General features: G+C 69.3%; 19 protein-coding genes and 2 pseudogenes. 14 read left to right on the forward strand and 7 right to left on the reverse strand.

Annotation, left to right across the window (positions count from 1 at the left end; translation table 11 throughout):
• Window position 1 precedes the first annotated feature (1 nt).
• From AB0M73_RS33065 to AB0M73_RS33085, 5 genes are all read left to right on the forward strand, one after another.
• Window positions 2-832, forward strand: a complete 831-nt coding sequence (locus AB0M73_RS33065) for an MBL fold metallo-hydrolase (protein ID WP_363899027.1) — start codon at window positions 2-4, stop codon at window positions 830-832.
• 11 nt (window positions 833-843) lie between these two features.
• Entirely contained in the window at window positions 844-1,281 is a 438-nt protein-coding gene (locus AB0M73_RS33070; protein WP_363899030.1) for a hypothetical protein, read from the forward strand.
• Window positions 1,278-1,961, forward strand: a complete 684-nt coding sequence (locus tag AB0M73_RS33075) for an alpha/beta hydrolase (protein ID WP_363899033.1) — start codon at window positions 1,278-1,280, stop codon at window positions 1,959-1,961. Before AB0M73_RS33070 ends, AB0M73_RS33075 begins: the two co-directional genes overlap by 4 nt.
• Window positions 1,958-2,956, forward strand: coding sequence for a zinc-dependent alcohol dehydrogenase family protein (locus AB0M73_RS33080; protein WP_363899036.1), 999 nt, complete (start codon window positions 1,958-1,960; stop codon window positions 2,954-2,956). Before AB0M73_RS33075 ends, AB0M73_RS33080 begins: the two co-directional genes overlap by 4 nt.
• Before the next feature lie 353 nt (window positions 2,957-3,309).
• Window positions 3,310-4,455: a DUF222 domain-containing protein gene (locus AB0M73_RS33085; RefSeq protein WP_363899039.1), complete on the forward strand. Its 1,146-nt coding sequence runs from the start codon at window positions 3,310-3,312 to the stop codon at window positions 4,453-4,455.
• A 23-nt stretch (window positions 4,456-4,478) separates the two neighbouring features.
• Here AB0M73_RS33085 and AB0M73_RS33090 read toward each other — a convergent pair whose 3' ends face one another.
• On the reverse strand, window positions 4,479-5,069 hold the full coding sequence (locus AB0M73_RS33090) for a TetR/AcrR family transcriptional regulator (protein WP_363899080.1): 591 nt from the start codon (window positions 5,067-5,069) through the stop codon (window positions 4,479-4,481).
• Between the two features lie 88 nt (window positions 5,070-5,157).
• Here AB0M73_RS33090 and AB0M73_RS33095 point away from each other — a divergent pair, with 88 nt between their 5' ends.
• The 3 genes from AB0M73_RS33095 to AB0M73_RS33105 are packed head-to-tail and all read left to right on the forward strand — an operon-like array spanning window position 5,158 to window position 8,810.
• Window positions 5,158-6,498 carry a cytochrome P450 gene (locus AB0M73_RS33095; RefSeq protein WP_363899042.1) on the forward strand — a complete coding sequence of 447 codons (1,341 nt, stop codon included), beginning with the start codon at window positions 5,158-5,160 and terminating at the stop codon, window positions 6,496-6,498.
• The gene (locus AB0M73_RS33100; protein WP_363899045.1) at window positions 6,479-7,309 is read left to right on the forward strand and encodes an SDR family NAD(P)-dependent oxidoreductase; all 831 of its coding nucleotides are present in this window, start codon (window positions 6,479-6,481) and stop codon (window positions 7,307-7,309) included. Before AB0M73_RS33095 ends, AB0M73_RS33100 begins: the two co-directional genes overlap by 20 nt.
• A 10-nt stretch (window positions 7,310-7,319) precedes the next feature.
• A complete protein-coding gene (locus AB0M73_RS33105) occupies window positions 7,320-8,810 on the forward strand; it encodes an NAD(P)/FAD-dependent oxidoreductase (RefSeq protein ID WP_363899048.1) in 1,491 nt (496 codons plus the stop codon).
• Between the two features lie 15 nt (window positions 8,811-8,825).
• Here the strand turns inward: AB0M73_RS33105 and AB0M73_RS33110 are convergent.
• A pseudogene (locus tag AB0M73_RS33110) lies at window positions 8,826-9,095 on the reverse strand (amidohydrolase family protein); the annotation flags it as partial.
• 102 nt (window positions 9,096-9,197) lie between these two features.
• Between AB0M73_RS33110 and ligA the strand changes: the two are divergent.
• Window positions 9,198-11,188 (forward strand): annotated as a pseudogene (gene ligA, locus AB0M73_RS33115) (NAD-dependent DNA ligase LigA).
• 1 nt (window position 11,189) lies between these two features.
• On the opposite strand, the gene AB0M73_RS33120 reads toward ligA, so the two are convergent.
• On the reverse strand, window positions 11,190-12,230 hold the full coding sequence (locus tag AB0M73_RS33120; RefSeq protein ID WP_363899051.1) for a 4Fe-4S binding protein: 1,041 nt from the start codon (window positions 12,228-12,230) through the stop codon (window positions 11,190-11,192).
• Between the two features lie 117 nt (window positions 12,231-12,347).
• Between AB0M73_RS33120 and AB0M73_RS33125 the strand changes: the two genes are divergently transcribed.
• A complete protein-coding gene (locus AB0M73_RS33125) occupies window positions 12,348-12,965 on the forward strand; it encodes a hypothetical protein (protein ID WP_363899054.1) in 618 nt (205 codons plus the stop codon).
• Window positions 12,966-13,063: 98 nt separating this feature from the next.
• Here the strand turns inward: AB0M73_RS33125 and AB0M73_RS33130 are convergent, their stop codons facing one another.
• On the reverse strand, window positions 13,064-14,047 hold the full coding sequence (locus AB0M73_RS33130; RefSeq protein WP_363899057.1) for an oxidoreductase: 984 nt from the start codon (window positions 14,045-14,047) through the stop codon (window positions 13,064-13,066).
• Between the two features lie 543 nt (window positions 14,048-14,590).
• On the opposite strand from AB0M73_RS33130, the gene AB0M73_RS33135 reads away from it, so the two are divergent.
• Window positions 14,591-15,031, forward strand: coding sequence for a hypothetical protein (locus tag AB0M73_RS33135; protein WP_363899060.1), 441 nt, complete (start codon window positions 14,591-14,593; stop codon window positions 15,029-15,031).
• Between the two features lie 32 nt (window positions 15,032-15,063).
• On the opposite strand, the gene AB0M73_RS33140 is transcribed toward AB0M73_RS33135, so the two are convergent.
• Complete coding sequence (locus AB0M73_RS33140) at window positions 15,064-15,783, reverse strand: DNA alkylation repair protein (RefSeq protein ID WP_363899063.1); 720 nt, start codon at window positions 15,781-15,783, stop codon at window positions 15,064-15,066.
• 77 nt (window positions 15,784-15,860) lie between these two features.
• Here AB0M73_RS33140 and AB0M73_RS33145 point away from each other — a divergent pair, with 77 nt between their 5' ends.
• Window positions 15,861-16,004: a hypothetical protein gene (locus AB0M73_RS33145; protein WP_363899066.1), complete on the forward strand. Its 144-nt coding sequence runs from the start codon at window positions 15,861-15,863 to the stop codon at window positions 16,002-16,004.
• On the opposite strand, the gene AB0M73_RS33150 is transcribed toward AB0M73_RS33145, so the two are convergent.
• Window positions 16,005-17,342, reverse strand: coding sequence for a gluconolaconase (locus AB0M73_RS33150; protein WP_363899069.1), 1,338 nt, complete (start codon window positions 17,340-17,342; stop codon window positions 16,005-16,007). It abuts the gene before it with no gap.
• Window positions 17,339-17,977 carry a TetR/AcrR family transcriptional regulator gene (locus AB0M73_RS33155; RefSeq protein WP_363899072.1) on the reverse strand — a complete coding sequence of 213 codons (639 nt, stop codon included), beginning with the start codon at window positions 17,975-17,977 and terminating at the stop codon, window positions 17,339-17,341. Before AB0M73_RS33155 ends, AB0M73_RS33150 begins: the two co-directional genes overlap by 4 nt.
• A gap of 69 nt (window positions 17,978-18,046) precedes the next feature.
• Here AB0M73_RS33155 and AB0M73_RS33160 point away from each other — a divergent pair, with 69 nt between their 5' ends.
• Complete coding sequence (locus AB0M73_RS33160; RefSeq protein ID WP_363899075.1) at window positions 18,047-19,102, forward strand: aldo/keto reductase; 1,056 nt, start codon at window positions 18,047-18,049, stop codon at window positions 19,100-19,102.
• A gap of 173 nt (window positions 19,103-19,275) precedes the next feature.
• Complete coding sequence (locus AB0M73_RS33165; RefSeq protein ID WP_363899077.1) at window positions 19,276-21,450, forward strand: discoidin domain-containing protein; 2,175 nt, start codon at window positions 19,276-19,278, stop codon at window positions 21,448-21,450.
• The last annotated feature ends 191 nt before the right edge of the window (window positions 21,451-21,641 follow it).

Consider the following 21,641-nt stretch of genomic DNA (forward strand, 5'->3'; position numbering starts at 1 on the left):
CATGGAGTACGAAGTTCTTGTGCACGAAGGCGTGCGCCGGCAGCGGGAGTCGACCCTGCCGGACGGCAGCCCGATCATCTCCTCCCCCGTCTCCACGGTGTTGGTGCTCGGCGAGCGGGAGGCGGTGCTGGTCGACCCGCCCTTTACGTACGAGCAGATCGATCGCGTGGCCGACTGGGTCGAGAAGTCCGGCCGGCGGCTGGCCTACGTCTATGCCACGCACGGCCACGGCGACCACTGGTTCGGCACCGCCCGGCTGCTGTCACGCTTCCCGGACGCCGTGGCGTACGCGACCGAGAAGACCATCGCGGTGATGCACAAGCAGGCCACCATCGGCCGGCAAAAGCTGTGGGACGTCGACTTTCCCGGCCTGATCCCGGACAGTCCCGTGGTGTACCAACCGATTCCGGCCGGGGGCTTCGAGATCGAGGGCCAGCGGTTCGAGGCCATCGAGACCGGCCACACCGACACCGACGACACCACCGTGCTGCACGTGCCGTCGATCGGCCTCGTCGTGGCCGGCGACGTCGCCTACAACGGTGTGCACCAGTACATCCTGGAGGCGCAGGGCGACGGCTTCCGGTCGTGGCTGGACGCGCTGGACAAGATCGAGGCGCTGCACCCGCGCGCGGTCGTCGCCGGGCACAAGAACCCCGCCCTGCCTGACGATCCGGCCATCGTCGGGCAGACGCGACAGTACCTGATCGACGCGCAGCGGCTGTTGGACGACAAGCCCACGCCGCAGGAGTACTTCGACCGGATGATCGCGCTGTATCCGGACCGGCTCAACCCGGGTCCGGTGTGGTACGGGGCCCAGGGCCTGTTGTCGTGAAAGGGAAAACGATGTCCGACGTGACCGCCTGGTTCTTCGACGACTACCTGCCGACCTGGGTCGGCGTGGGCAACGGGACCATCCACAGGGGACCCGAGTTCATTCTCGACTACTGGGGTCATCCGCTTTTCGTCGCCAATCCCGACGCGGCCGCCGGGTGGGCGCTGGACGGGCCGGCGGTGGTCGAGTTCCTCGGTGGGATGCAGGCCCGTCTCCGGGCCGACGGCTACACCCACACCGAGGTCCTCGACCGTTCCGTGCACGTCTATCACGACAACGGGGCGGCCATCGAGGTGATCTGGTCCCGTCGGCGCGCCGACGAGTCCGAGATCGAGCGCATGGCCGTGCACTTCGAGGCGATCCGCACGATCGAGGGTTGGCGGATCGCCGGCATCCAGTACCTCTTCACCACCGCGGAGACCCTCGCCGAGTCGTGGGCACAGCGATGACCACCGTCGTGTTCGTGCACGGCTTCATGGACAACGCCTCGCTGTGGAACAACATCCGCCTTCCGTTGGCCGCGCGCGCCGTGAACCTGCGGCACGTCGACGTCGCGGCCGGGCGGGGAGCGATCTTGGCGGGCTATCGCGACCAGGTGTTGGCGGTGATCGACGGTCCTACAGTCGTTGTGGGGCACAGCATGGGGGCTCAGATCGCCGAGCTGGTGGCGGTCGCGCGGCCGGAGGCTGTGCTCGGCATAGCGTTGCTGACTGCAATTCCGTTGGCGGGCTACCCTTTGTCGCCCGAGCAGGCGGCGGTGTTCGAACAGGGTGCTCGTAGTCGTGACGCTGAGGTTGCCGCCGAGGGCCGACGGGCGTTGTTGGTCAACTCCGCCGGGGCTCTTGAGGCCCTGGTCACGGCGACACTGGCCACGCCGCCGGAAATGGCTCTTCAGGAGCTGGAAGCGTGGACGACCGGGCATCCACTTGGGGATGAACCGTCCAAGGTGGACGTTCCGGTGCTGTTGATCGGCAGCGAGGACACTTTCACCTCCGTCGACACCGTCGCGCCGCGATTCACCGACGTCCGCACGGCCCGGGTGGCCGGGGCCGGTCATTGGCCGCACGTCGAGCAACCCGCTGCCATGGCTGGGATTTTGACCGATTTCATTGAGGAGCTGGGGAAATGAAGGCCGTCAGTTTCGACCGTTACGGAGAGCCTCGGGACGTCCTCGGCGTCACCGACCTTCCTGTCCCGGAGCCGGGGCCGGGCCAGGTGCGGCTGCGGATCCGGCTCAGCCCCGTCAACCCTTCCGACCTGCTCTACGTCCGCGGGCACTATTCGGGCGTGGAGGAGCACTTCCCTTCGGGTGCCGGCTTCGAGAGCGTGTCGATCGTCGACAAGCTCGGCCCCGGCGTCGAGGGGCTGACGGTCGGGCAGCGGGTGTTCGCACACAACCCCGACGGCGGCAACTGGGCCCAGTACGCCGTCGTGCCCACGCTGTTGGTCTGGCCCGTGCCCGACGACATCCCCGACGAGCAGGCCGCCGGCTTCATGATCAACCCCGCCACCGCGATCCTCATGGTCCGCCACGTCCTCGCCGTGCCCGCTGGCTCCTGGCTCCTCCAGACCGCCGCCGGCTCCGAACTCGGCCGCATGATCATCCGTCTCGCCCGGCACGACGGCATCCGCACCCTCAACGTCGTCCGCCGCCCCGAAGCCGTAGGCGAGTTGAAGAACCTCGGCGCCGACGAGGTCATCGTCTCCACCGACGGCCCCATCGACGAACAGGTCCGCAAGATCGTCGGCGAGGCCGGCGTCGACCACGCCCTCGATCCCGTCGCCGGCCCCACCGGCACCGAGGTCTTCCGCTCCCTGTCCGAGAACGGCCGCATGCTCCTCTACGGGTCGCTGACCGGACAAGGCATCAGCGTCGGCGCCGACCCCCGGCTGACATTGTCCGGCCGCCGGACGCTGGAGGTCTTCTGGCTCGGGTACTGGCTGCCGCGGCTGAGTCAGCTCGGGCTCACCATGGCCGGGCTGATCGAGGAGATGTCTACGTTGATCCGGGCGGGGGTGCTGGAGAACTCGCCTGGGGAGCGATTCGGGTTGGAGGAGGTTGTTGCTGCGGTGGTTGAGGCGGAGGCGGTGGGGCGTAAGGGGAAGGTGTTGATCGTGCCGTAGGGGTTGTGGCTCGTGGGTGGGTGGGTGGGTGGTGGTGCTTCGGGTGTCCGCACCGCGCAGTTGCCGGCCTTTGCCTACAAAACACAATCACTCTCTTCGGCATGCGGTTCTGGAGTGAGGGGACGCGAGGCAGGTGGGTGGACCGGTTGCGTTGCGCGACAAAGGTTGAGCGGGTGCGCGTGTTTACAGAAGGCTTGGGACGGGTCGGAGGGTGGAGGATTAATCTCCGCGAGGGAAGCGTTGTGCGGGAGGACTGGAAAGCGCTTTCCAGCGAAGGGAGTGAAGGCCGCCACGATCGTGTATAGGTTGGTGTGTAACGGAAGTCGATCACAAAAGGGTAGTAGAATGGGGGTATGTCAGCGAATCCTGAATTCCCTGCCGACACCGAAGGGTGGCAGCACGGCGAACTGGAGCTGTGGCAAGCCGGGGAAGAAGCCGAGAGCCGGTGTCGGGCGCTCTACATCCAGCAGCTGGAGCGGGTGTGGGAGGTATGGGACCGGTCGTGCCGGTCGAAAGAGGACCGGACCTCGATCGTGTCGACAATGGTGATCCGCTGGCGGCTCACGGTCAGGGAAGCCCGTGAGCGGCTTCGGTACGCGGAGTTGTTCCACAGCCAAGCGGTCCGCGAAGCAGGCCGCGCCGGGGTGTTGGGCCGTGAGCATCTGAAGATCATCCACGAGACGCTGCGGATAGCGCCGGCGGTCGAGCGGGAGCGGGTCGAGGCGTCGTTGTTGGAGAACGTCCAGTTCGACGAGGGCGAGTTCAAGAACATCGCCCAGCGGATCCTGTTCCACCTCGACCAGGACGGCAAAGCCCCGGACGACCGGGGGTTGCGGGCGCCGAAGCGGGAGTTCCGCTTCGAACGCAAGATAGACGGCAGCATGGTGTTCTGGGGAATGCTCGATCAGGAGTACGGGGCGAAGATCGCGGCGATGCTCAGTGCGCTGGCCAAGCCGACCTCGGGCAAGGACCCCCGCACGACAGCGGAGCGGCAGGGGGATGCGTTCGCGGAGATCATCGAACTGGCCTCCCGCAGCGAAGGCCTGCCGGAGCAGGGCGGCGAACGCCCCCATCTGACGTTGTCGATGTCGTTCCAGGATTTCATGGACAACACGGGTGTGGCGAAGGTCGAAGGCGGCGGTCTGATGAGCGCGGCGGAGGCCCGGCGGATCGCCTGTGACAGCACGGTGATGCGGCTGGTGCTCGGTGCCGGCAAAGAGATCCTGGATGTGGGTCGGCAGCAGCGGACGGCTCCGAAGGGGATCCGCAAGGCGCTGATCGAGCGGGACGGCACGTGTGCGTTCCCGGGATGCCAGACGGAGCCGGCGCAGTGCCACGCCCATCATGTGGTCGAGTGGGCTAACGGAGGACCGACCAGCCTGGACAATATGGTGCTGTTGTGCGGGGCGCACCACCGATTGATCCACCACAGTCGGTGGACGGTGACGATGGTGGACCAGCGGCCGGTGTTCTCCGACGGGCTGGAGCAAACAAGCTAGCGGGAGCAGCCCCGCGCCAACAGCTACGGGCCCAGGAGGGCGATGGAGGCGCGGACGGCGGTCTCGGTGATGTCGGTGGCCTGGCCGCCGTCCTCGACGTTGCTGGCGATGAGCTCACGGAGGCCGCCGAGCAGGAGGATGGCCATCTGGCGGTCGACGCGGTGGATGCCCCGGGCGCGGAGGCTCTCGCGATCGGTGAGGGACTGGACCATGTCGATGAACTTCTCCATCAGGTCCCGCTGCAACTGGCGGCCGAGGGTGCCGAGGGCGGGAATGTCACGGATCCAGCTGTGGGTGAGGGCGCGCTCGGCGTCGGAGCAGGCGAGCCACTCCTCGACGGCCTGGCGGACCTGGGTCGACCACGGCCGGGCGGGATCGACGGCGGCGGTGATGCGGGCGATCATCACGTCGTTGGCCTCGCTGACCAAAGCGACGTAACAGCTCTCCTTGCTGGCGAAATGCTCGTAGAAAGTGCGCCGAGAAGTACGGGCCAGACGCACGACATCGGCGACGGTGGTGTCGCGGTAGCCGATCTCGTCGATGGCCGCGGTCATGGCGTCGAGCAGGCGCCGCCGGAAGTCCACCGAGGTGGCGGTGTGCGTGCGCGTCACCATCGTCACGGTATACCTCCCCCTTGAACGGTGCTGGTACGTGAGCGTACCATCGCCGTGGTACGTTGATGTACCACGAGGGAGGCGCAGGATGACGACGCTGCCACCGGGACCGTCCACCCCAAGGCTGATGCAGGCGGTGGCCGCGCTGACGAAGCCGGGGCGCGGATTCAGCCGGGCGCGAGAGCGGTACGGCGACGCGTTCACCATCAACTCCCCGCTGTTCGGCCGGGCGCTGGTGATCAGCGACGCGGGCGAGATCAAACAGCTGTTCCAGGCGGGCGCGGACATCGCCGACAACCTGGAGCCGAACCTGGGCCGGGTGCTGGGCCCGGGCTCGCTGTTCGCGCTGGCGGGCGACGAACACCGCAAACAGCGCAAGCTGCTCGTCCCCCCGTTCCACGGCCGCCGCCTCGCGGCGTACGAGCAGATCATGGAGCAGGAGACGCTCCGCGAATTCGCCACCTGGCCGCACAACCGGCAGTTCGAGACCCTGCCGTCGATGATGCGGATCACCATCAACATCATCCTGCGCACGGTGTTCGGGGCCGAGGGCGCGGAGTTCGAACAGCTGCGTGATCTGCTGCCCCGACTCGGCAAGCTCGGCTCCCTGCTGGCGGTGCTGCCGGTGCCCCGAGTGGACTGGGGCCGCTGGAGCCCCTGGGGCCGCTTCCGCCTCATGCGCGAGGAGTACGACGCGATCATCGAGCGGCTGATCGCCAAGGCGGAACGGGACGGCGACCTCGACAACCGCGAAGACATCCTGGCGCTGCTGCTCCAGTCCCGCTACGACGACGGCACGGCCATGAGCCACCGCGACATCGCCGACCAGTTGCTGACCCTGCTCAGCGCGGGCCACGAGACCACGGCCACGACGCTGGCCTGGGCGGTCGAGCGCCTGCGCCGCCACCCGGACGTGCTGCGCGACCTGACGGAAGAGGCCCGCACCGACGGCAAGACGCTGCTGGAGGCCTCGATCCTGGAGATCCAGCGGACCCGGCCGGTGATCGACATGGTCGGCCGCCGGATCCGCACCGACCAGGCCCGGCTCGGCCGGTGGACGCTGCCGGCGGGCATGACGGTGCTGGTCAGCATCGGGCTGATCCACCAGGACCCGGCGCTGTTCCCGGACCCCCAGCGGTTCGACCCGTACCGGTTCGTCGGCACGAAACCCGATCTGTACCAGTGGATCCCCTTCGGCGGCGGCACGAGACGCTGCATCGGGGCGGCGTTCGCGACCATGGAGATGAGCGTGGTGCTGCGGACCCTGCTGCGCGAGTGGGACCTGGCCCCGACGACACTGCCGGACGAGCCCTGGCATTCTCGGGGCATCGCGACCGCGCCGGCCAAGGGTGGCCTCGCGATCGTGCGCAAGCGGACCCTGCTCGACCAGCACGCGACAAGGAGTGCCGATGCCCCGACAGCTTCCTAGGCTCACCGGCCGGCCAGTGATGATCACCGGCGCCGCCTCGGGCATCGGCCGCAGCCTGGCGCTGAGGCTGAACCGGCTGGGCTCGCCGGTGGCCGTCGCCGACGTGGACGAGACGGGGCTCAAGCAGACCGCCGCCTCGCTGCGCGGCAAGGTGCTCGTGCGCGTGCTGGACGTCAGCGACGCCGCCGACCAGCGGAAGTTCGCCGACGAGGTGCGGGACTGGCTGCCGGCGCCACTGGCCGGGGTGTTCAACAACGCGGGCGTCGCCCTGTCGTCCACGGTGCTCGACGCCGATCCCGAGGACGACGCCTGGCTGCACAACATCAACTTCCACGGCGTGGTCAACGGCACCCGGGCGTTCCTGCCGATCCTCGTGGCGCAGGACTCGGGTGTCATCGTGAACACCTCCAGCGTGTTCGGGCTGGCCGGCATGCCGTACCAGAGCGCCTACTGCGCGGCCAAGTTCGCGGTGCGGGGCTTCACCGATTCGCTCAGGCAGGAGCTGCGCGGGACCGGTGTGAGCGCGGTCAACATCCACCCGGGCGGCATCAAGACGAACATCGTCCGCAATGGACGGATGCGGCAGGACCCCGAGGGCGGCGAGCGGTCCATGGACGAGATGGCGGCCTCCTTCGAGCGGATCGCCATGACCACGCCGGACAAGGCGGCGCAGATCATCCACCGAGGCGTGGAGGCCGGCAAGGCCCGTGTTCTGGTCGGCCCGGACGCCTACGTGTTCGACGCGATGATGCGCATCGCCCCCACCCACTACTTCGACCTGATCGGCCGCGTCGCCGACCGTCGCCGCTGAGGAGCCCCGCGTGTCAGACCACGTCGATGTGCTGATAGTCGGGGCCGGCCTGTCCGGCATCGGCGCGGCCCACCACATCCATGCCGCCTTCCCCTGGCGCACCTACGCGATCCTGGAGGCGCGGGAGGCCAGCGGCGGCACCTGGGACCTGTTCCGCTACCCGGGCGTGCGGTCCGACTCGGACATGCAGACGCTGGGCTACCGGTTCCGGCCGTGGACACAGGCCAAGGCCATCGCCGACGGTCCGTCCATTCTGGACTACATCCGGGACACGGCCTCCTCGGCCGGCATCGACCGCCATATCCAGTACGGACATCGCGTGATCTCGGCGTCGTGGTCCACTGCGGATTCACTGTGGACGGTCGAGGTTTCGCACGGCGACGAGACCGTGCGGATGACCGCCCGGTTCCTGTACCTGTGCACCGGCTACTACCACTACGACGGTGGCTACACGCCGGACTTCCCGGAGATCGAGCGGTTCGGCGGGCCGGTGATCCACCCGCAGGCGTGGCCCGAGGACCTGGACTACGCCGACAAGAAGGTCGTGGTGATCGGCAGCGGGGCCACGGCGGTGACGCTGGTGCCGGCGATGACCGACAAGGCGTCGCACGTGACGATGCTGCAGCGCTCCCCCACGTACATCCTCGCCCGGCCCGGCGAGGACAAGCTGGCCAACCAGCTGCGCCGGCTGCTGGGCGACAGCCTGGGCTACAAGGTGACGCGGTGGAAGAACGTCGCCATGAGCACGCTGATCTACAAGCTGAGCCGTCGCCGGCCGGGCATGATCCGGTCGTTCATCCGCGACAACACGGTGAAGATGCTGCCGGCCGGGTATGACGTGGACACCCACTTCAAGCCCCGCTACGACCCGTGGGACCAGCGGCTGTGCCTGGTGCCCGACGGTGACCTGTTCCAGGCGATCCGGCGCGGCGACGCCTCCGTGGTGACCGACGAGATCGCCGGCTTCTCCACCGACGGCATCCGCCTGAAGTCCGGCGCCGAACTGCCGGCGGACATCGTCGTGACGGCGACCGGGCTGCGGCTGCTGGCCTTCGGCGGCATCCGGCTGACCGTGGACGGCCACGAGATCAAGCTGCCGGAGACCTTGGCGTACAAGGGAATGATGCTCAGCGGCCTGCCGAACTTCGTGTTCACCATCGGCTACACCAACGCATCCTGGACGTTGAAGGCCGACCTGGTCTCGGAGTATACGGTGAGGCTGTTGCGGCACATGGACTCCCATGGCTTCAGCCAGTGCATGCCGGTCCAGGACGGACCGAAGGTGACCGAGCGGCCGTTGATGGACTTCGCCGCCGGCTACGTGCAGCGCTCCATGCACGAGTTCCCGCGGGCCGGGTCGCGGCGGCCGTGGCAACTGGGCATGAGCTACGCCAACGACGTGGTGCGGCTGCGCCACGGCCGGATCGACGACGGCACCCTGCGGTTCCTGGCCCGCAAACCGGCCGCCGACAATCGTGTGGACGGGGTTGAGGTCGGCTAGGTTCGCGCAGTCGGCGGGATTGCGGTCCCACACGGTCAGGTCGGCGAGGCGGCCCGCGGTGATCATGCCGCGCAGGTGGTCCTCGCCGACCAGCCGGGTCGCCTGAGTCGTGTGCAGGGCAACGGCTTCGTCGTAGGTGATGGCGTGTTCCAGGCCCTGCACGCCGATCACCGTCTGGCGGGTGGTCATGCCCCACGCCGACCGTTCCACTTGGTGACACTGGTCTAAGGCCTCGGATGCAGCGTGTGTCACATTTGGCGGCCTTGAGCGCTGAGCTTGCGACATTTGATGCCGCGATCGTGTCGAATACGCGACATGCGGCCATCGACCCGTCCGTGTTCGCCCGGGCGCGGCGTTTTGTCGGGGGTTGGCGGTAGCGTCTGCGCCGTGAACCCCGGGGAACGCATCCAGGAACTCGCCGACCAGGTCGTGGCGCTGCGCGACGCCTACTACAGCGGCTCGCCGCAGGTGGCCGACGCCGAGTACGACGCCATCGAGGACGAGCTGCGGGGCCTGATCGCGGCCAACCCGGAGCTGGCGCCCGACCCGAACCCGCTGGAGCAGGTCGGCGGCCCGTCGGTGCTGCACGCCCCGGTCCGGCACTCGCGGCCGATGCTGTCCCTGGAGAAGGCCACCCGCCCCGAGCAGGTGGCGGCGTTCTTCGACCGCTTCCCCGGCCAGCCGATGGCCGTCATGCCCAAGCTGGACGGCCTGTCGCTGGCCGTGATCTACGAGGACGGCCGGCTGGTGCGGGCGGTCACCCGCGGCGACGGCACCACCGGCGACGACGTGACGTTCCTGGTTCGCGCCCTGGTCGACGGCGTGCCCGAGCGTATCGACGCGCCGGGGCGGGTCGAGGTGCGGGGCGAGGCCGTGATGCTGCGCTCCACCTTCGCCGCCTACAACGCCGCGCACCCGGACAAGCCGCTGATCAACCCCCGTGGGGCGGCTGCCGGCACGCTCCGGGCCAAGGACCCGGCGACCGTGGCCGAGCGGCGGCTACAGCTGTTCGCCTTCGACCTCTACACGTCCGCCGACGCCGCTTCGGCCGACCTCGAACAGGCGTTGTCGGCCCTCGGGCTCGCCGCCGCCGACATGCGGTTGTGCGCCGATGCCGAGCAGGCGCAGGCCGTGATCGCCGGGATCGAGCAGAGCCGCAACACCCGTGACTACGACCTCGACGGCGCCGTGCTGCGGCTGGCCAACCGCGACGCATACGGCGCCGCCGGCACCCGGTCCAACTCCCCGCGCGGGGCCCTGGCCTACAAGTTCGCGGCCGAGGAGAAGACCACCGTGCTGGCCGATGTCGTGTGGGACGTCGGCAAGACCGGCAAGATCGCCCCCGTCGCCCACCTGGAGCCCGTGTTCGTCGGCGGCACCACCGTCACCCGCGCCACCCTGGCCAACCAGGAGGTCATCAAGGCCCGGGGCATCCGCATCGGCGACACCGTCCTGGTCCGCCGGGCCGGCGACGTGATCCCCTTCGTCGCCGGCGTGTTGGACGAGTCCAAGCGCACCGGCGACGAGCGGGAGATCATTCCCCCGACCCGCTGCCCCTCGTGCGACGAGCCGCTGACCGAGCAGGGCAACAGCCGGGAACTGTTCTGCACCAACGCCTCCTGCCCCGCGCAGACCACCCGCCGGCTCATCCACTGGGCGTCCCGCGCCGCCGCCGACATCGAGGCCGTCGGTCCGGTGTGGATCGAGCGCCTGGCCGAGTCCGGCGACCTGGAGAACCCGTCCGACTTCTACACCCTCACCAAGGAACGGTTGCTGGAGTTCGACCGCATCGGCGAGGTCTCCGCCGCCCGCATGATCGAGTCCATCGCCGCCAGCCGCGGCGTCGGCCTCCGCCGCGCCCTCATCGGCCTGGCGATCCCATGGCCTCCGAGGGCACCGCCTCCCGCCTCTGCCGCGCCGGCTTCCCCTCCCTTGAGGCCGTCGCCGACGCCGCCGAGGAGGAACTCACCGCCGTCGACGACATCGGTCCCCGGGTCGCCGCTTCCCTGTCCGCCCACCTCACGCGCCTGCGCCCCGAGATCGACCGCCTGCGTTCCCTCGGCGTCACCCTCGACGTGCGCACCGAGGACCTGCCGCCCGTGGTCGCGGCCGGCGCTCCCCTGGCCGGCAAGACCGTCGTCGTCACCGGCTCCATCGCCGACCCCCGCTCCGGCGAGAAGGTCCCCCGCCCCGCCTTCCAGCGCCTGTGCGAGAAGGCCGGCGCCACCATCGCCTCCTCCGTCTCCGCCAACACCGACCTGCTCATCACCGGCGCCGACGTCGGCGCCAGCAAGCTGACCAAGGCCGAGAAGCTGGAGGTGGAGGTCGCCGACCAGGCCGACATCTGGCGTCAGCTCATCGACGCCGGCATCGCCTGACCTAGTCGGCCTTCCGGCGCCGCTGGCCGCCGGTGACCTCGATCGTCCGCTTGTGCGGGAACCGCTTCTCCACGTGCGCCTTGGCCTCGGAGCCGGGCAGGACGTAGATGGGCTCGACCTTGTCCTGCAACGGTTTCAGCACCAGGTTCATGAAGGCCTTGCGGTCGTCGAGGTAGGGTTCGAGGACGTCCTCGCCGGCCGGGCAGACGGCGAGGCAGTAGGCGGCCTTGTAGTTGGGCTTGAAGGACAGGCTCTGCCACATGGAGGCGTTCTCGGAGTCCGAGACCCGGTCCCGGAACTCGTCGCCGTCCTTGCTGTCGGCGATGGTCTCCACCCATTCGGTGAAGCCGCCCATGAACTCCCGGTAGTTGTGGGTGGAGCAGGCCCGCCAGTCCAGCACGCCGTCCTTGCTGATGGCGCCGACCGGGCAGGCGGCGACGCACAGCTTGCACTCCAGGCAGGGGTTGTAGTCCAGCTTCTGCCCGTGCTCGCTGATCTCGGCGTCCACCAGGATGGTGCCCAGCAGCACGAAGTTGCCGTACCTGGGGTGGATCACGTTGCGGTGGATGCCCATCGCCCCCAGGCCGGCGGCCACGGCGATCGGCTTGTGGGCGATCACCCAGATCCGGCCGAGGTACTTGCCCATCTCCATCGGGAACGTCGCCGACGGGTTGATCGCCCGGTACCCGGCGTCCTCCAGCGCCCGCACGATGCCGTGCGCCGCCTCGTTCAGCAGTTCGCCCGTGCGGTGGAACTCCTGGTTGGCCACGCTCCGCGCCGGTGAGCGCACGTTGTCCCGGTTCATCCTCGCCACCAGGCTGATGAAGCTCTTCGTCCCCGGCAGCGCATGCACGGCATGCTCGACTTCGCTGGCCAGGTCCTCGTGGTCGATGGGCACGAAGCCCACATCGTCCACGCCGGCGTCCAGGCACAGCTTCCGGAGCCACTCCGCGTCGATCACGCGCGCCGGCCCTCCCCCAGGCCGCTCGCGCACCGCCTTCACGTTCGGGTGCTCCACCAACCGCGCCGGCAAGTTCGCCACGCCCGACCTCCTGGGTCTCCTGATGCAACTCACACCACCCTCGCAGAGTCGGTTGGAAAACACAACCCACAGACAAACCGTTCGCCTCGGATGCCCGAACCGAGTTAGCCTCCGCCGATGTCTGTCACCGCAGCCGATCTACAGCAGACCGTTCGCCTCACCGTCGCGACATTGGGCGGGGTGCTGGATGTGAACTGGGAGGCCAAGGCGGGTCCGCTGGAGTGGACCTGCTGGGAGACCACGGAACACATCGCCGACAACTTCTTCTTCCACGGGGCGCAGCTGGCGCCCGGGACGCCATCGACGGAGAAGATGGTGCCGTTCGCATGGGCGCGGCATCGGCCGGGCGGACCGGGGCTGGTGATCTTCGCGGATCGGAAGGCGGGACCCGAAGGTCTGGTGCGAGTGGTGGACGCGTGCGGGGGCCTGATGGTGGCCATGCTGCGGAACGCATCCCCGGACGCGCGGGCCTACGACGCGGGAGTGCTTGACCCGGAAGGGTTTGCGGCCATGACCGTCGCGGAGACGTTGCTGCACATGGACGACGTGGCCAAGGGACTGGGCCTGACGTGGGAGCCGCCGGCGGAGCTGGCGGGCAAGGTGCTGGACCGGTTCTTTCCGGACGCGCCAAGGGAAACGGACCGGTGGACGACGCTGCTGTGGGCCAGCGGCCGGGGTGAGCTAGAAGGCCACGAGCGGCCGACCGAGTGGCAGTACGCGCTATCGGGACTCTGACAGCTCCCGGGCCCCGGGATCGGTGAACAGAGGGCTGCGGCGGGCCTCGTACCGTGAGGGCATCGAGGACTGGGTGGGGGCCGGACTCCCCCACCGGCTCACACCAGGGTCTCGCTCAGTTTCCACAGGCGCTCGGCCGACTCGGGGTCGACGGCGAACGGCATGACGCCCCGCTTGGTGTGGGCGTCGGACAGGCCGATGCTGTCGGCCTGGTCGGCCGGCGCGAGCTCGGCGATCTCCACGTCCTCGCAGTAGACGCCGCCGAGCCCGTCGAGCTGCGGGCTGACCGCGCACCACACGCTGGTTGCCGCCCCCTGCTCGCAGGTCTTCATGCCGTGCTCGGGGCGGATGACGGCCTCGCCGCTGTCGTCGATGATGCCGCCGGCCCGCAGCATGTCGTCGGAGACATGCTTGTCCAGTCCGGTGTTCTTGATGCCGCCGGGGTGCAGCGAGAACGCCCGGATGCCGTCCTCACGGCCGCGGGCGTCGGCGTGCACGGCGAACAGGATGTTGGCGGTCTTGGACTGGCCGTAGGCCGAGAACGGCTGATACTCGCGGCGCTCGAAGTTCGGGTCGTCGAAGTGGATGTCGGAGAACCGGTGGCCCCACGAGGAAACCGACACCACACGGGCGCCGCCGGCCCGTCGCAGCGCCGGCCACAGCGTGGTGGCCAGCTGGAAGTGGCCGAGGTGGTTGGTGGCGAACTGCGACTCGTAGCCACGGGCGTCGCGGGTCAGCGGGTTGGCCATGATGCCGGCGCTGTTGACCAGGATGTGCAACGGACGGCCGGAGGCCAAAAAGGCCTGGGCGAACGCGTCGACGGAGGCCGGGTCGAGCAGGTCCATGGTCTCGATCTGGATCCCGTCGATGCCGGCCAACGCCTCCGCCGCCTTGGCGTGATTGCGTGTAGGAACAATCACTTCCGCGCCCGCCGCGCGCAGGGCCCGCGCGGTTTCCGTGCCGATGCCGGAATAACCGCCGGTCACGATGGCGGTCCGGCCGGTCAGGTCGATGCCCTTGATCACGTCGGCGGCGGTGGAGGCGCAGCCGAAGCCCGAGCCGAGGGGGCGCTGTGGCGTCATAGGCGTCAATTTAGGGGCATTCCGTCGCCTGCTCACAAATCGAGCTCCCCGAACGGCCCAATCCCACCCGATCGTGCCGGCAGTTCGCCCTGTCGACGTGGTCGGCGTCGACCCGGCGCAGCGGCCCCGACTCAGCTTGGACGCGCACGGCGGCGAGGAAGCGGCGGTGCTGCCGAGGACCTCGCCGAACACGCCCTGGGCCACTCGTTGCCTGGACAGCGCAGCAGGGTTCCCTTGGGCAGCAACGCCAAGGCGATGACCAGCACCGCCGCGGGTCGATCCGGTCGCGCGCCCCACTGTCGACACTCGACGAGAGGCCATCGCGTATGGCGGTCACCGTCGGGACAGGGGCGCTCACCGGCTGTGGTAAGCGTTTTCCGCGACGGTCGAATTACCCACATCGCCCCGGCCGCCGCGACGACTTTCGCCTGGAGTCGTTGCCCTGAAACGCCTTGAGCGGGAGTGGGCGCACTGAGTTTCATAGCGGGGCCGAGAACACCGTTCACCGCGGTGGTCCGGCCGCAGCCAGGGAATGGAGTTGCAGTGCCGAGCAAGGAAGAACTGAAGGCCGCCATCCACGCGGCCTTCGAGTCGGTGGTCGCCGACGGGGCGAGCTACACCAAGGTGTACGCCTCGGAGATGAAGCAGAAGAACTACATCGTGTTCCGCACGACCACCGTCAGCAACTTCGCCGTCGGCTTCAAGCCGGGGCGAACCGAGCTGGTCATCGTGCCGCTCGACGAGAACATGGGCGTCATCAGCGCGGGCGCGCCGCTGACCGTCACCGACGCCAACCGCGCCTCCGTGAAGCGCCGCGACCTACAGGGCCGCACGGTCATCAAGACGACCGACGGGCAGACGTTCAAGCTCTCCGTGCTGCCGTCCGTGCCGAAGCTGATGGCCGCCGCCTACCAGCTGCCCGTCGACCAGAAGGCGGAGTACGAGGCGTTCGTCGCGGTGCGGGACACCATCACCGCGTCGTAGTTCCCTTACGCGACAACGGGCCCCGGCGGGCATCACCCGCCGGGGCCCGCGCCTGTGCCGGCGAGGAACGCGCGGCGCTCGTCCGCCGGGAATTTCTCGATGGCGTAGCGGAGCATGGTGCGCGGCATGGTCCGCTGGCGCTGGATCAACCACCGCACCTCGGCCTCGCGATCCCGGTTGCCGACCTCGCGCAGCATCCAGCCGACGGCCTTGTGGATCAGGTCGTGGCGGTCGCCGACCAGCGTGGTGGCGATGCGCAGGGTCCACTCGTGGTCGCCGCGGCGAATGAAGGCGAACGTGGCGATGATGGCGATTCGCCGCTCCCACAAGGATTGCGAGCCGGCCAGCCGGTCAAGCACCGCACGGTCCCGGTCCACCAGCCACTCCCCCAGCAGCTGGAAGGCCGAGGAGTCGACGAGGTCCCAGTTGTTCACCGAGGCGGTGTTGGCCAGGTAGAGGTCCACGATCTGGGATCGGACGGCCTCGTCGGCCTTGGCGAACCTCAGCACGAGGATGAGCAGCGCCGTCAACCGCTCCTCGTGCGCGCCGGTGACCAGCAGCGTGCGGATCTCGTTGAGGGCCAAGGACTTGAAGCGCCGGGCGACACGGCGCTGGTCGGGCACGGAGACGCCGAGGAACCGGTCGCCCTCGCCGTACTGCCCGGGCCCGGTGCGGAAGAAGCGCCGCTTGTCCTCGATGCTGTCCGGGTCGGCGACGGCAGCCAGCGCCGTCGACACATCGGCCGCGATCACGGCCCCAGCCTACGGGTGTTTCGGCGGGGGCGATAATGGGGACAAAGGGGGCGAACGGCTGAGGAGAGGAGCTGAGGATGGCGTCCATCTGGCAGCGGCTGACGGCGTTCCTGCGCAGCCCGCAGGGCCGCAAGCTGACCGAGCAGGTCAAGCGGGCGGCGCAGGACCCCAGGAACCAGCAGCGGGCGAAGGACGCGCTCAAGCGCCTGCGCAAGAAGTGATCAGTTGCCCGGCGCCACCAGTCGGTACACGGCGCCGGCCTGGTCGTCGGTGATGTAGACGGCGTGGTCGGGGCCGATGACCGCGCCGACGGGTCGGCCCCAGCGGGACCCGTCGGCGGCCTGGAAGCCGCCGACCAGGGTCTGCTGCCTGCCCAGATCGCCGTTGGCCCACGGGAAGAACGACACCTCGGGCGCGCGGGGCGGCTGCGCGTTCCACGACCCGTGCACGCCGACGAGTGCGCCGTGGGCGTAGTCGCCGGGCAGGCCGCCGTCGACGAAGGACAGGCCCAGGGGCGCGGAGTGGGCGCCGAGGGACTGCTCGACCTTGGGCAGCTTCGCGCAGTCGAGCTGGTGGCCGTCGGCATTGGTCTCGACGTCAGTGTCGAAGCCGACGTTCGACAGGTCCTGGGTGCTGCCCTTGACGCCGGGATCGGTGTCGGCGTCCGGGTTGCAGTACGGCCAGCCGAGGTTGCGGCCGCTGGTCAGCTTGGCCAGCGGCTCGACGGGGTGATCACGCACGTAGTCGGGGATCACCTGCCCCTTGGACGAGCCCGAGACGTCGCCGTAGGGACGGTCGAACGGGTACTGGATGTTGTCGCGGTTGTTCACGGCCGTCCACACCGCGCCATCGGGGGCGATGGCCAGGCCCGTGCCGTTGCGGACACCCACCGCGAACGGCTTCGCCGGACCGCCGCCCGGCGGCACGCGCAGGATCGAGGCCCGCGGCGGGTTGGCCTTGAGGTCCGCCGGGGTGACGTTGCCGGTGGAGCCGACCGACACGTACACCGAGCCGTCCTGCCCCACCGCCACGCTCTTCAGCGCATGCGCGTACTGGCCGCCCAGCTCGGGGCTCCGCGCGTCCGGCAGACCGGTCACGACCGGCCGGGGATCCGTCGCTTTGCCGTCCGCGTAAGCGAACTTGTCCACCCGGTCGCTCTGCGCCACGAACAGCGTCGAGCCGGCGAACGTCAGGCCGTGCGGCTGGTTCATCCCCTTCAGCAGCACCGACTCGGTCGCCTTGCCCGTTCCGTCCGGCACGAGTCGCACGACTGTGCCGTTCTCCGGCACGGACACCAGCAGCGTCTTGTCCGGCGCCCACACCGCCAGGCGGGCCGACGGGACCCGGGCGAACACCGACATCTTCCAGCCGCTCGGGATGACAACCTGCCGGTCAACGTCGAACGGCGCCGCGCCCATGCCCGGCGGCACCGTCAGCGCCACCGCCACCAGGCCCGTCGAGGCCGCCGCCGTCGGCGCCGGCCCGCTACTGGTGTTGCCCGAACATGCGGTGGTCACCAGCAGGGCCGCAGCCAGTGCGGCGACGTGTCGGATAGTCATGCCGGCCCTTCGACGTCGGACGTGTTCGACTCCATTGTCCCGCCAAGGTCAACGAACGCCCCGGCCCTCGCGGCCAGCACCGCCGCGTTCGCGGCCCGGTCGGCCGCCGGCTCGTCCGGCACCCGGCCGGTGATCAGCAGGTCGTAGTACAGCGGCGCCGACACCGCGCGGATCACCGCGGCCGGGTCGGTCCCCGCCGGCAGCTCGCCCCGCTCGACCGACTCCGCCACACACGGCGACCATTCCGCCACGCGCGTCCGGTAGAAGGTCCGCAGCGCCGTCGCCGCCCCTTCGTCCCAGGTCGCGCCCGCGATGATCGCCTTGAACAGCGGGCCCTGACGTGGATCGGCCAGCGTGCGCTGCACCAGCCGCGCGTTGGCCCGCAGGTCCTGGTCTAGGTGGCCGGTTCGCGACCGGGGCAGGGACTGCTCCGCCATGTCGATCAGCAGGTCCGTGACGAGGGCGATGGCCGTGCCCCAACGGCGGTACACGGTGGTCCGCCCCACCTCGGCCCGCCGCGCCACCTCGCCCAGGTCCAGCTGGGCAAATCCCTGCTCCGCCAGCAGATCCCCGGCCGCGCGGAGCACGTCGGCGCGCACCCTCGCGGTCCGGCCGCCGGGCCGACTGGCCGCCATAACGGTACTCCCGTTCCTTTAACGTGCTACGTTGCTAACGGGATCACCGTACCGTTAGGGGTGGGTTTCATGGAGTACCGCAGGCTCGGCGCGTCGGGACTGCACGTGCCGGCGCTGAGTTTCGGGGCCGGCACGTTCGGCGGGCGAGGACCGCTGTTCGGGGCGTGGGGCGACGCCGACGCCCGGACCGCCCGGCGGCTGGTGGACATCTGCCTGGAGGCCGGCGTCACGATGTTCGACACCGCCGACGTGTACTCCGACGGCGCCTCCGAGGAGGTGCTCGGCGCGGCCGTGCGGGGTCGGCGGGACGCGGTGTTGTTGTCCACCAAGGCCAGTCTCCCCACCGGCGACGGGCCGAACGACGCCGGCTCGTCCCGCTCGCGGCTGATCCGCGCCGTCGAGTCAGCGCTGCGGCGGCTGGACACCGACTACATCGACCTGTTCCAGCTGCACGCCTTCGACGCCGGCACACCGATCGAAGAGGTGCTCGACGCGCTGCACGATCTGGTGCGCGCCGGCAAGGTCCGCTACCTCGGCGTGTCCAACTTCGCCGGCTGGCAGCTGATGAAGTCGTTGGCCCTGGCCGACCAGCACCACCATCCGCGCTATGTCGCCCACCAGGTCTACTACTCGCTCGTCGGGCGCGACTACGAGTGGGAGCTCATGCCGCTGGGACGGGATCAGGGCGTCGGCGCGCTGGTGTGGAGCCCGCTCGGCTGGGGTCGGCTCACCGGCCGGGTGCGCCGCGGGCAGCCGCTGCCCGAGCAGAGCCGCCTGCACACCACCGCCGACTTCGGGCCGCCGGTCGACGACGAGCTGCTGCACGCCGTGGTGAACGTGCTGGACGAGGTCGCCGCCGAAACCGGGCGGGCGGTCCCGCAGATCGCCCTCAACTGGCTGCTCACCCGGCCGACCGTCGCGTCGGTGATCATCGGCGCCCGCGACGAGCGGCAGCTGCGACAGAACCTCGGGGCCGTCGGCTGGCGGCTGACCGACGAGCAGGTCGCCCGCCTGGACAAGGCCGGCGAGCGCACCGCCCCGTACCCGCACTTCGCCTATCAGCGCCAGGAGGGTTTCGCCCGGCTCAGCCCGGTGATGCCGGGTTCCCCGCGCTCGGGCGATTGACATGAACGTCGGGTCTTTCATAGCCTGCCCCCGGTTGTATGCCGTTTCATCTCGTCATACATCCGATGTGTAGGCCATCCTCCCGCCGCAGGTGGCCGTCGATAGCGCAGTCGACTCCGTTATCGACGGCGGCGATCACCCGATCGCCGCGTCCCTGCGACGAGAAGGAAGCCATGCGTACAGGTTGGGGCAAGCGACTGCTCGCCTACGGGGCCGCGCTGGTGGTCGCGGCCGGGCTGGCGGCCACGCCGTCGGTGGCCCACGGCGAACTCCAGGACCCGCGGCAGGACTTCCTGCGTGCCTCCCAGGCGGGCCTGTTCCTGCACTGGGGCGAGCGCACCGCCCCCGCGCACACCGACTGCGGCGCCTGGGAATCCGATGTCACCGAGGGCGGCTGGACGGCCGACTACTGGGTGAACGAGGCCAAGAAGCTGCACGCCCAGTACATCGTGCTGGCGACGTTCCACAGCCGGCTGGGCTACGCGCGACCGTGGCCGTCGAAGATCCCGGGCAGCTGCCACACCAGCCGCGACTTCCTCGGTGAGCTGATCGCCGCCACCAAGAAGGCCGGCATGCGGACCATCCTGTACATGACCGACGATCCACAGTGGAACGCCGACGGCCTGCCGTCCGGCAAGAGCTGGCTGGACTCCAAGGGGTTCTCGACCTACGCCGGGCACACCGTCAACCTCACCACGCGCGACGGGTTCGGCGAGTTCAGCTACGACAACTTCCTCGAGGTCATGGACAAGTACCCGGACCTGGGCGGGTTCTGGATCGACAACGACAACGACTACTGGCTCAGCCACAACCTGTACGAGCAGATCCGGGCCAAGCGGCCGAACTACACGCTGAGCAACAACAACGAAGACACGCCGATCATGGACATGGTCAGCAACGAGCAGAAGACCGGCATGAGCCCGGCCTACGACTACCCGCAGGCGGTGTGGACCGCGGCGCCGCGGCTGGTCGAGGCCGACTACAAGCTGCCCGACACCGGCGCCTGGTGGTACACCGGCACGGATTCCACTGTGGACGCGGGTCTCAACGTCGGGCGCTACATCGCCAACGCGGGCTCATCGATCAAGTCGCTGATGGACGAGACCGCCATGGTCAACGGGAAGTTCCCGAGTCATCAGGTCGACTACAACAACTTCCTGAAGGGCTACCTGGACCAGATCTGGGGCTCCGTCAACGGCACCGAGGGCGGCGGCTACCTCAACGGCGGCCTGCAGCCCGGGTTCTGGAACGACGGCTCCCACGGCGTCACCACGATCAGCAAGACCAACCCGGACCAGCAGTTCATCCACGTGCTGACCAAACCGTCCGGTAGCACGCTTCGCCTGCGGGACAACGGGTACCAGGTCACCAAGGTGACCAACTTCCGCACCGGGGCGGCGGTCGGCTTCAGCCAGGCCAACGGCAGCCTGACGTTGACCGGGCTGTCCGGCTGGGACAAGTACGACACCGTGTTCCAGGTGGAAACCCATGGCCGCACCGGCATCTACCCCGCCGGGTCGTACACCATGAGCGCGTCCGCCTCGGCCAGCGGGCACCCCGCCTCCGCCGCGGCCGACGGCAGCTACCTGACTTACTGGGACAACAAGAAGACCCTGCCGGTGTCGCTCACCTACGACCTCGGCTCCGCCAAGCACGTCCAGTACCTCGGACTCAACCAGCGCGAGGACTCGGTCAGCTACGCACGGTCCAGCACCGAGCAGTCGGCCCGCATCCGTGACTACAAGGTCTACGTGTCGGCCAACGGCACCGACTGGGGCAGCCCCGTCACCAGCGGCACCCTGCCCAGCCACCGCGGCGTGCAGTTCATCGACCTGCCGGCTCGCGACACCCGTTACGTACGGCTTGAGGTGGACAGCACCTGGGCCGCGTCCAGCGACTCCACCCACTACAAGCTGCTGCGGATCGACGACTCCTGGCTCGGCTCCGCCTACGCCGGCTCCGCCACACCGCCACCGCCGGGCACTCGGTACGAGGCGGAGACCGGCACCTGCCAGGGCACCGTCGACTCCGACCACGCCGGCTTCTCCGGCACCGGCTTCTGCAACACGACCAACGCCACCGGCTCGTACGTCGAGTGGTCCGGGGTGCAAGGCCCCGGCACCGTGAAGTTCCGCTACGCCAACGGAACCACCACCGACCGCCCCGCGGCGCTCACCGTCAACGGCACCGCCGCCGGCACCTTGGCCTTCGCCCCCACCGCTTCGTGGGAGGCCTGGACCGACGCCACCGTCACCGTCCCCCTCGCCGCCGGCCCCAACACCCTCCGCCTCACCTCCACCAACACCGGCGGCACCCCCAACCTCGACTACCTGGAGGTCACCCCCTAACCCCCGCGAGTCCCGCTCTCCGTCACACCGAAATACGGTTTCGGGCAGAACTGAGCCTCCAGTCTCGGTTCTGCCCGTTTCCGTGTTTCGGTATGACGGAGAGCGGGACTGACCCGAAAATAGTGGTGAGTCGACCATGTCCAGGGCATGGCTGTTCCCTCAGACCACCGCCGAGCCGCCGGCAGCCTGAG

The organism is Kutzneria sp. NPDC051319 (genome assembly GCF_040682195.1).
GTDB lineage: Bacteria > Actinomycetota > Actinomycetes > Mycobacteriales > Pseudonocardiaceae > Kutzneria.

Coding starts and splice junctions, on each gene's coding strand:
- AB0M73_RS33100 (WP_363899045.1), top strand. CDS start 6,479: ATGCCCCGACAGCTTCCTAGGCTCACCGGCCGGCCAGTGATGATCACC.
- AB0M73_RS33085 (WP_363899039.1), top strand. CDS start 3,310: ATGTCAGCGAATCCTGAATTCCCTGCCGACACCGAAGGGTGGCAGCAC.
- AB0M73_RS33165 (WP_363899077.1), top strand. CDS start 19,276: ATGCGTACAGGTTGGGGCAAGCGACTGCTCGCCTACGGGGCCGCGCTG.
- AB0M73_RS33130 (WP_363899057.1), bottom strand. CDS start 14,047: ATGACGCCACAGCGCCCCCTCGGCTCGGGCTTCGGCTGCGCCTCCACC.
- AB0M73_RS33155 (WP_363899072.1), bottom strand. CDS start 17,977: ATGGCGGCCAGTCGGCCCGGCGGCCGGACCGCGAGGGTGCGCGCCGAC.
- AB0M73_RS33075 (WP_363899033.1), top strand. CDS start 1,278: ATGACCACCGTCGTGTTCGTGCACGGCTTCATGGACAACGCCTCGCTG.
- AB0M73_RS33080 (WP_363899036.1), top strand. CDS start 1,958: ATGAAGGCCGTCAGTTTCGACCGTTACGGAGAGCCTCGGGACGTCCTC.
- AB0M73_RS33070 (WP_363899030.1), top strand. CDS start 844: ATGTCCGACGTGACCGCCTGGTTCTTCGACGACTACCTGCCGACCTGG.
- AB0M73_RS33065 (WP_363899027.1), top strand. CDS start 2: ATGGAGTACGAAGTTCTTGTGCACGAAGGCGTGCGCCGGCAGCGGGAG.
- AB0M73_RS33095 (WP_363899042.1), top strand. CDS start 5,158: ATGACGACGCTGCCACCGGGACCGTCCACCCCAAGGCTGATGCAGGCG.
- AB0M73_RS33125 (WP_363899054.1), top strand. CDS start 12,348: ATGTCTGTCACCGCAGCCGATCTACAGCAGACCGTTCGCCTCACCGTC.
- AB0M73_RS33145 (WP_363899066.1), top strand. CDS start 15,861: ATGGCGTCCATCTGGCAGCGGCTGACGGCGTTCCTGCGCAGCCCGCAG.
- AB0M73_RS33150 (WP_363899069.1), bottom strand. CDS start 17,342: ATGACTATCCGACACGTCGCCGCACTGGCTGCGGCCCTGCTGGTGACC.
- AB0M73_RS33160 (WP_363899075.1), top strand. CDS start 18,047: ATGGAGTACCGCAGGCTCGGCGCGTCGGGACTGCACGTGCCGGCGCTG.
- AB0M73_RS33090 (WP_363899080.1), bottom strand. CDS start 5,069: ATGGTGACGCGCACGCACACCGCCACCTCGGTGGACTTCCGGCGGCGC.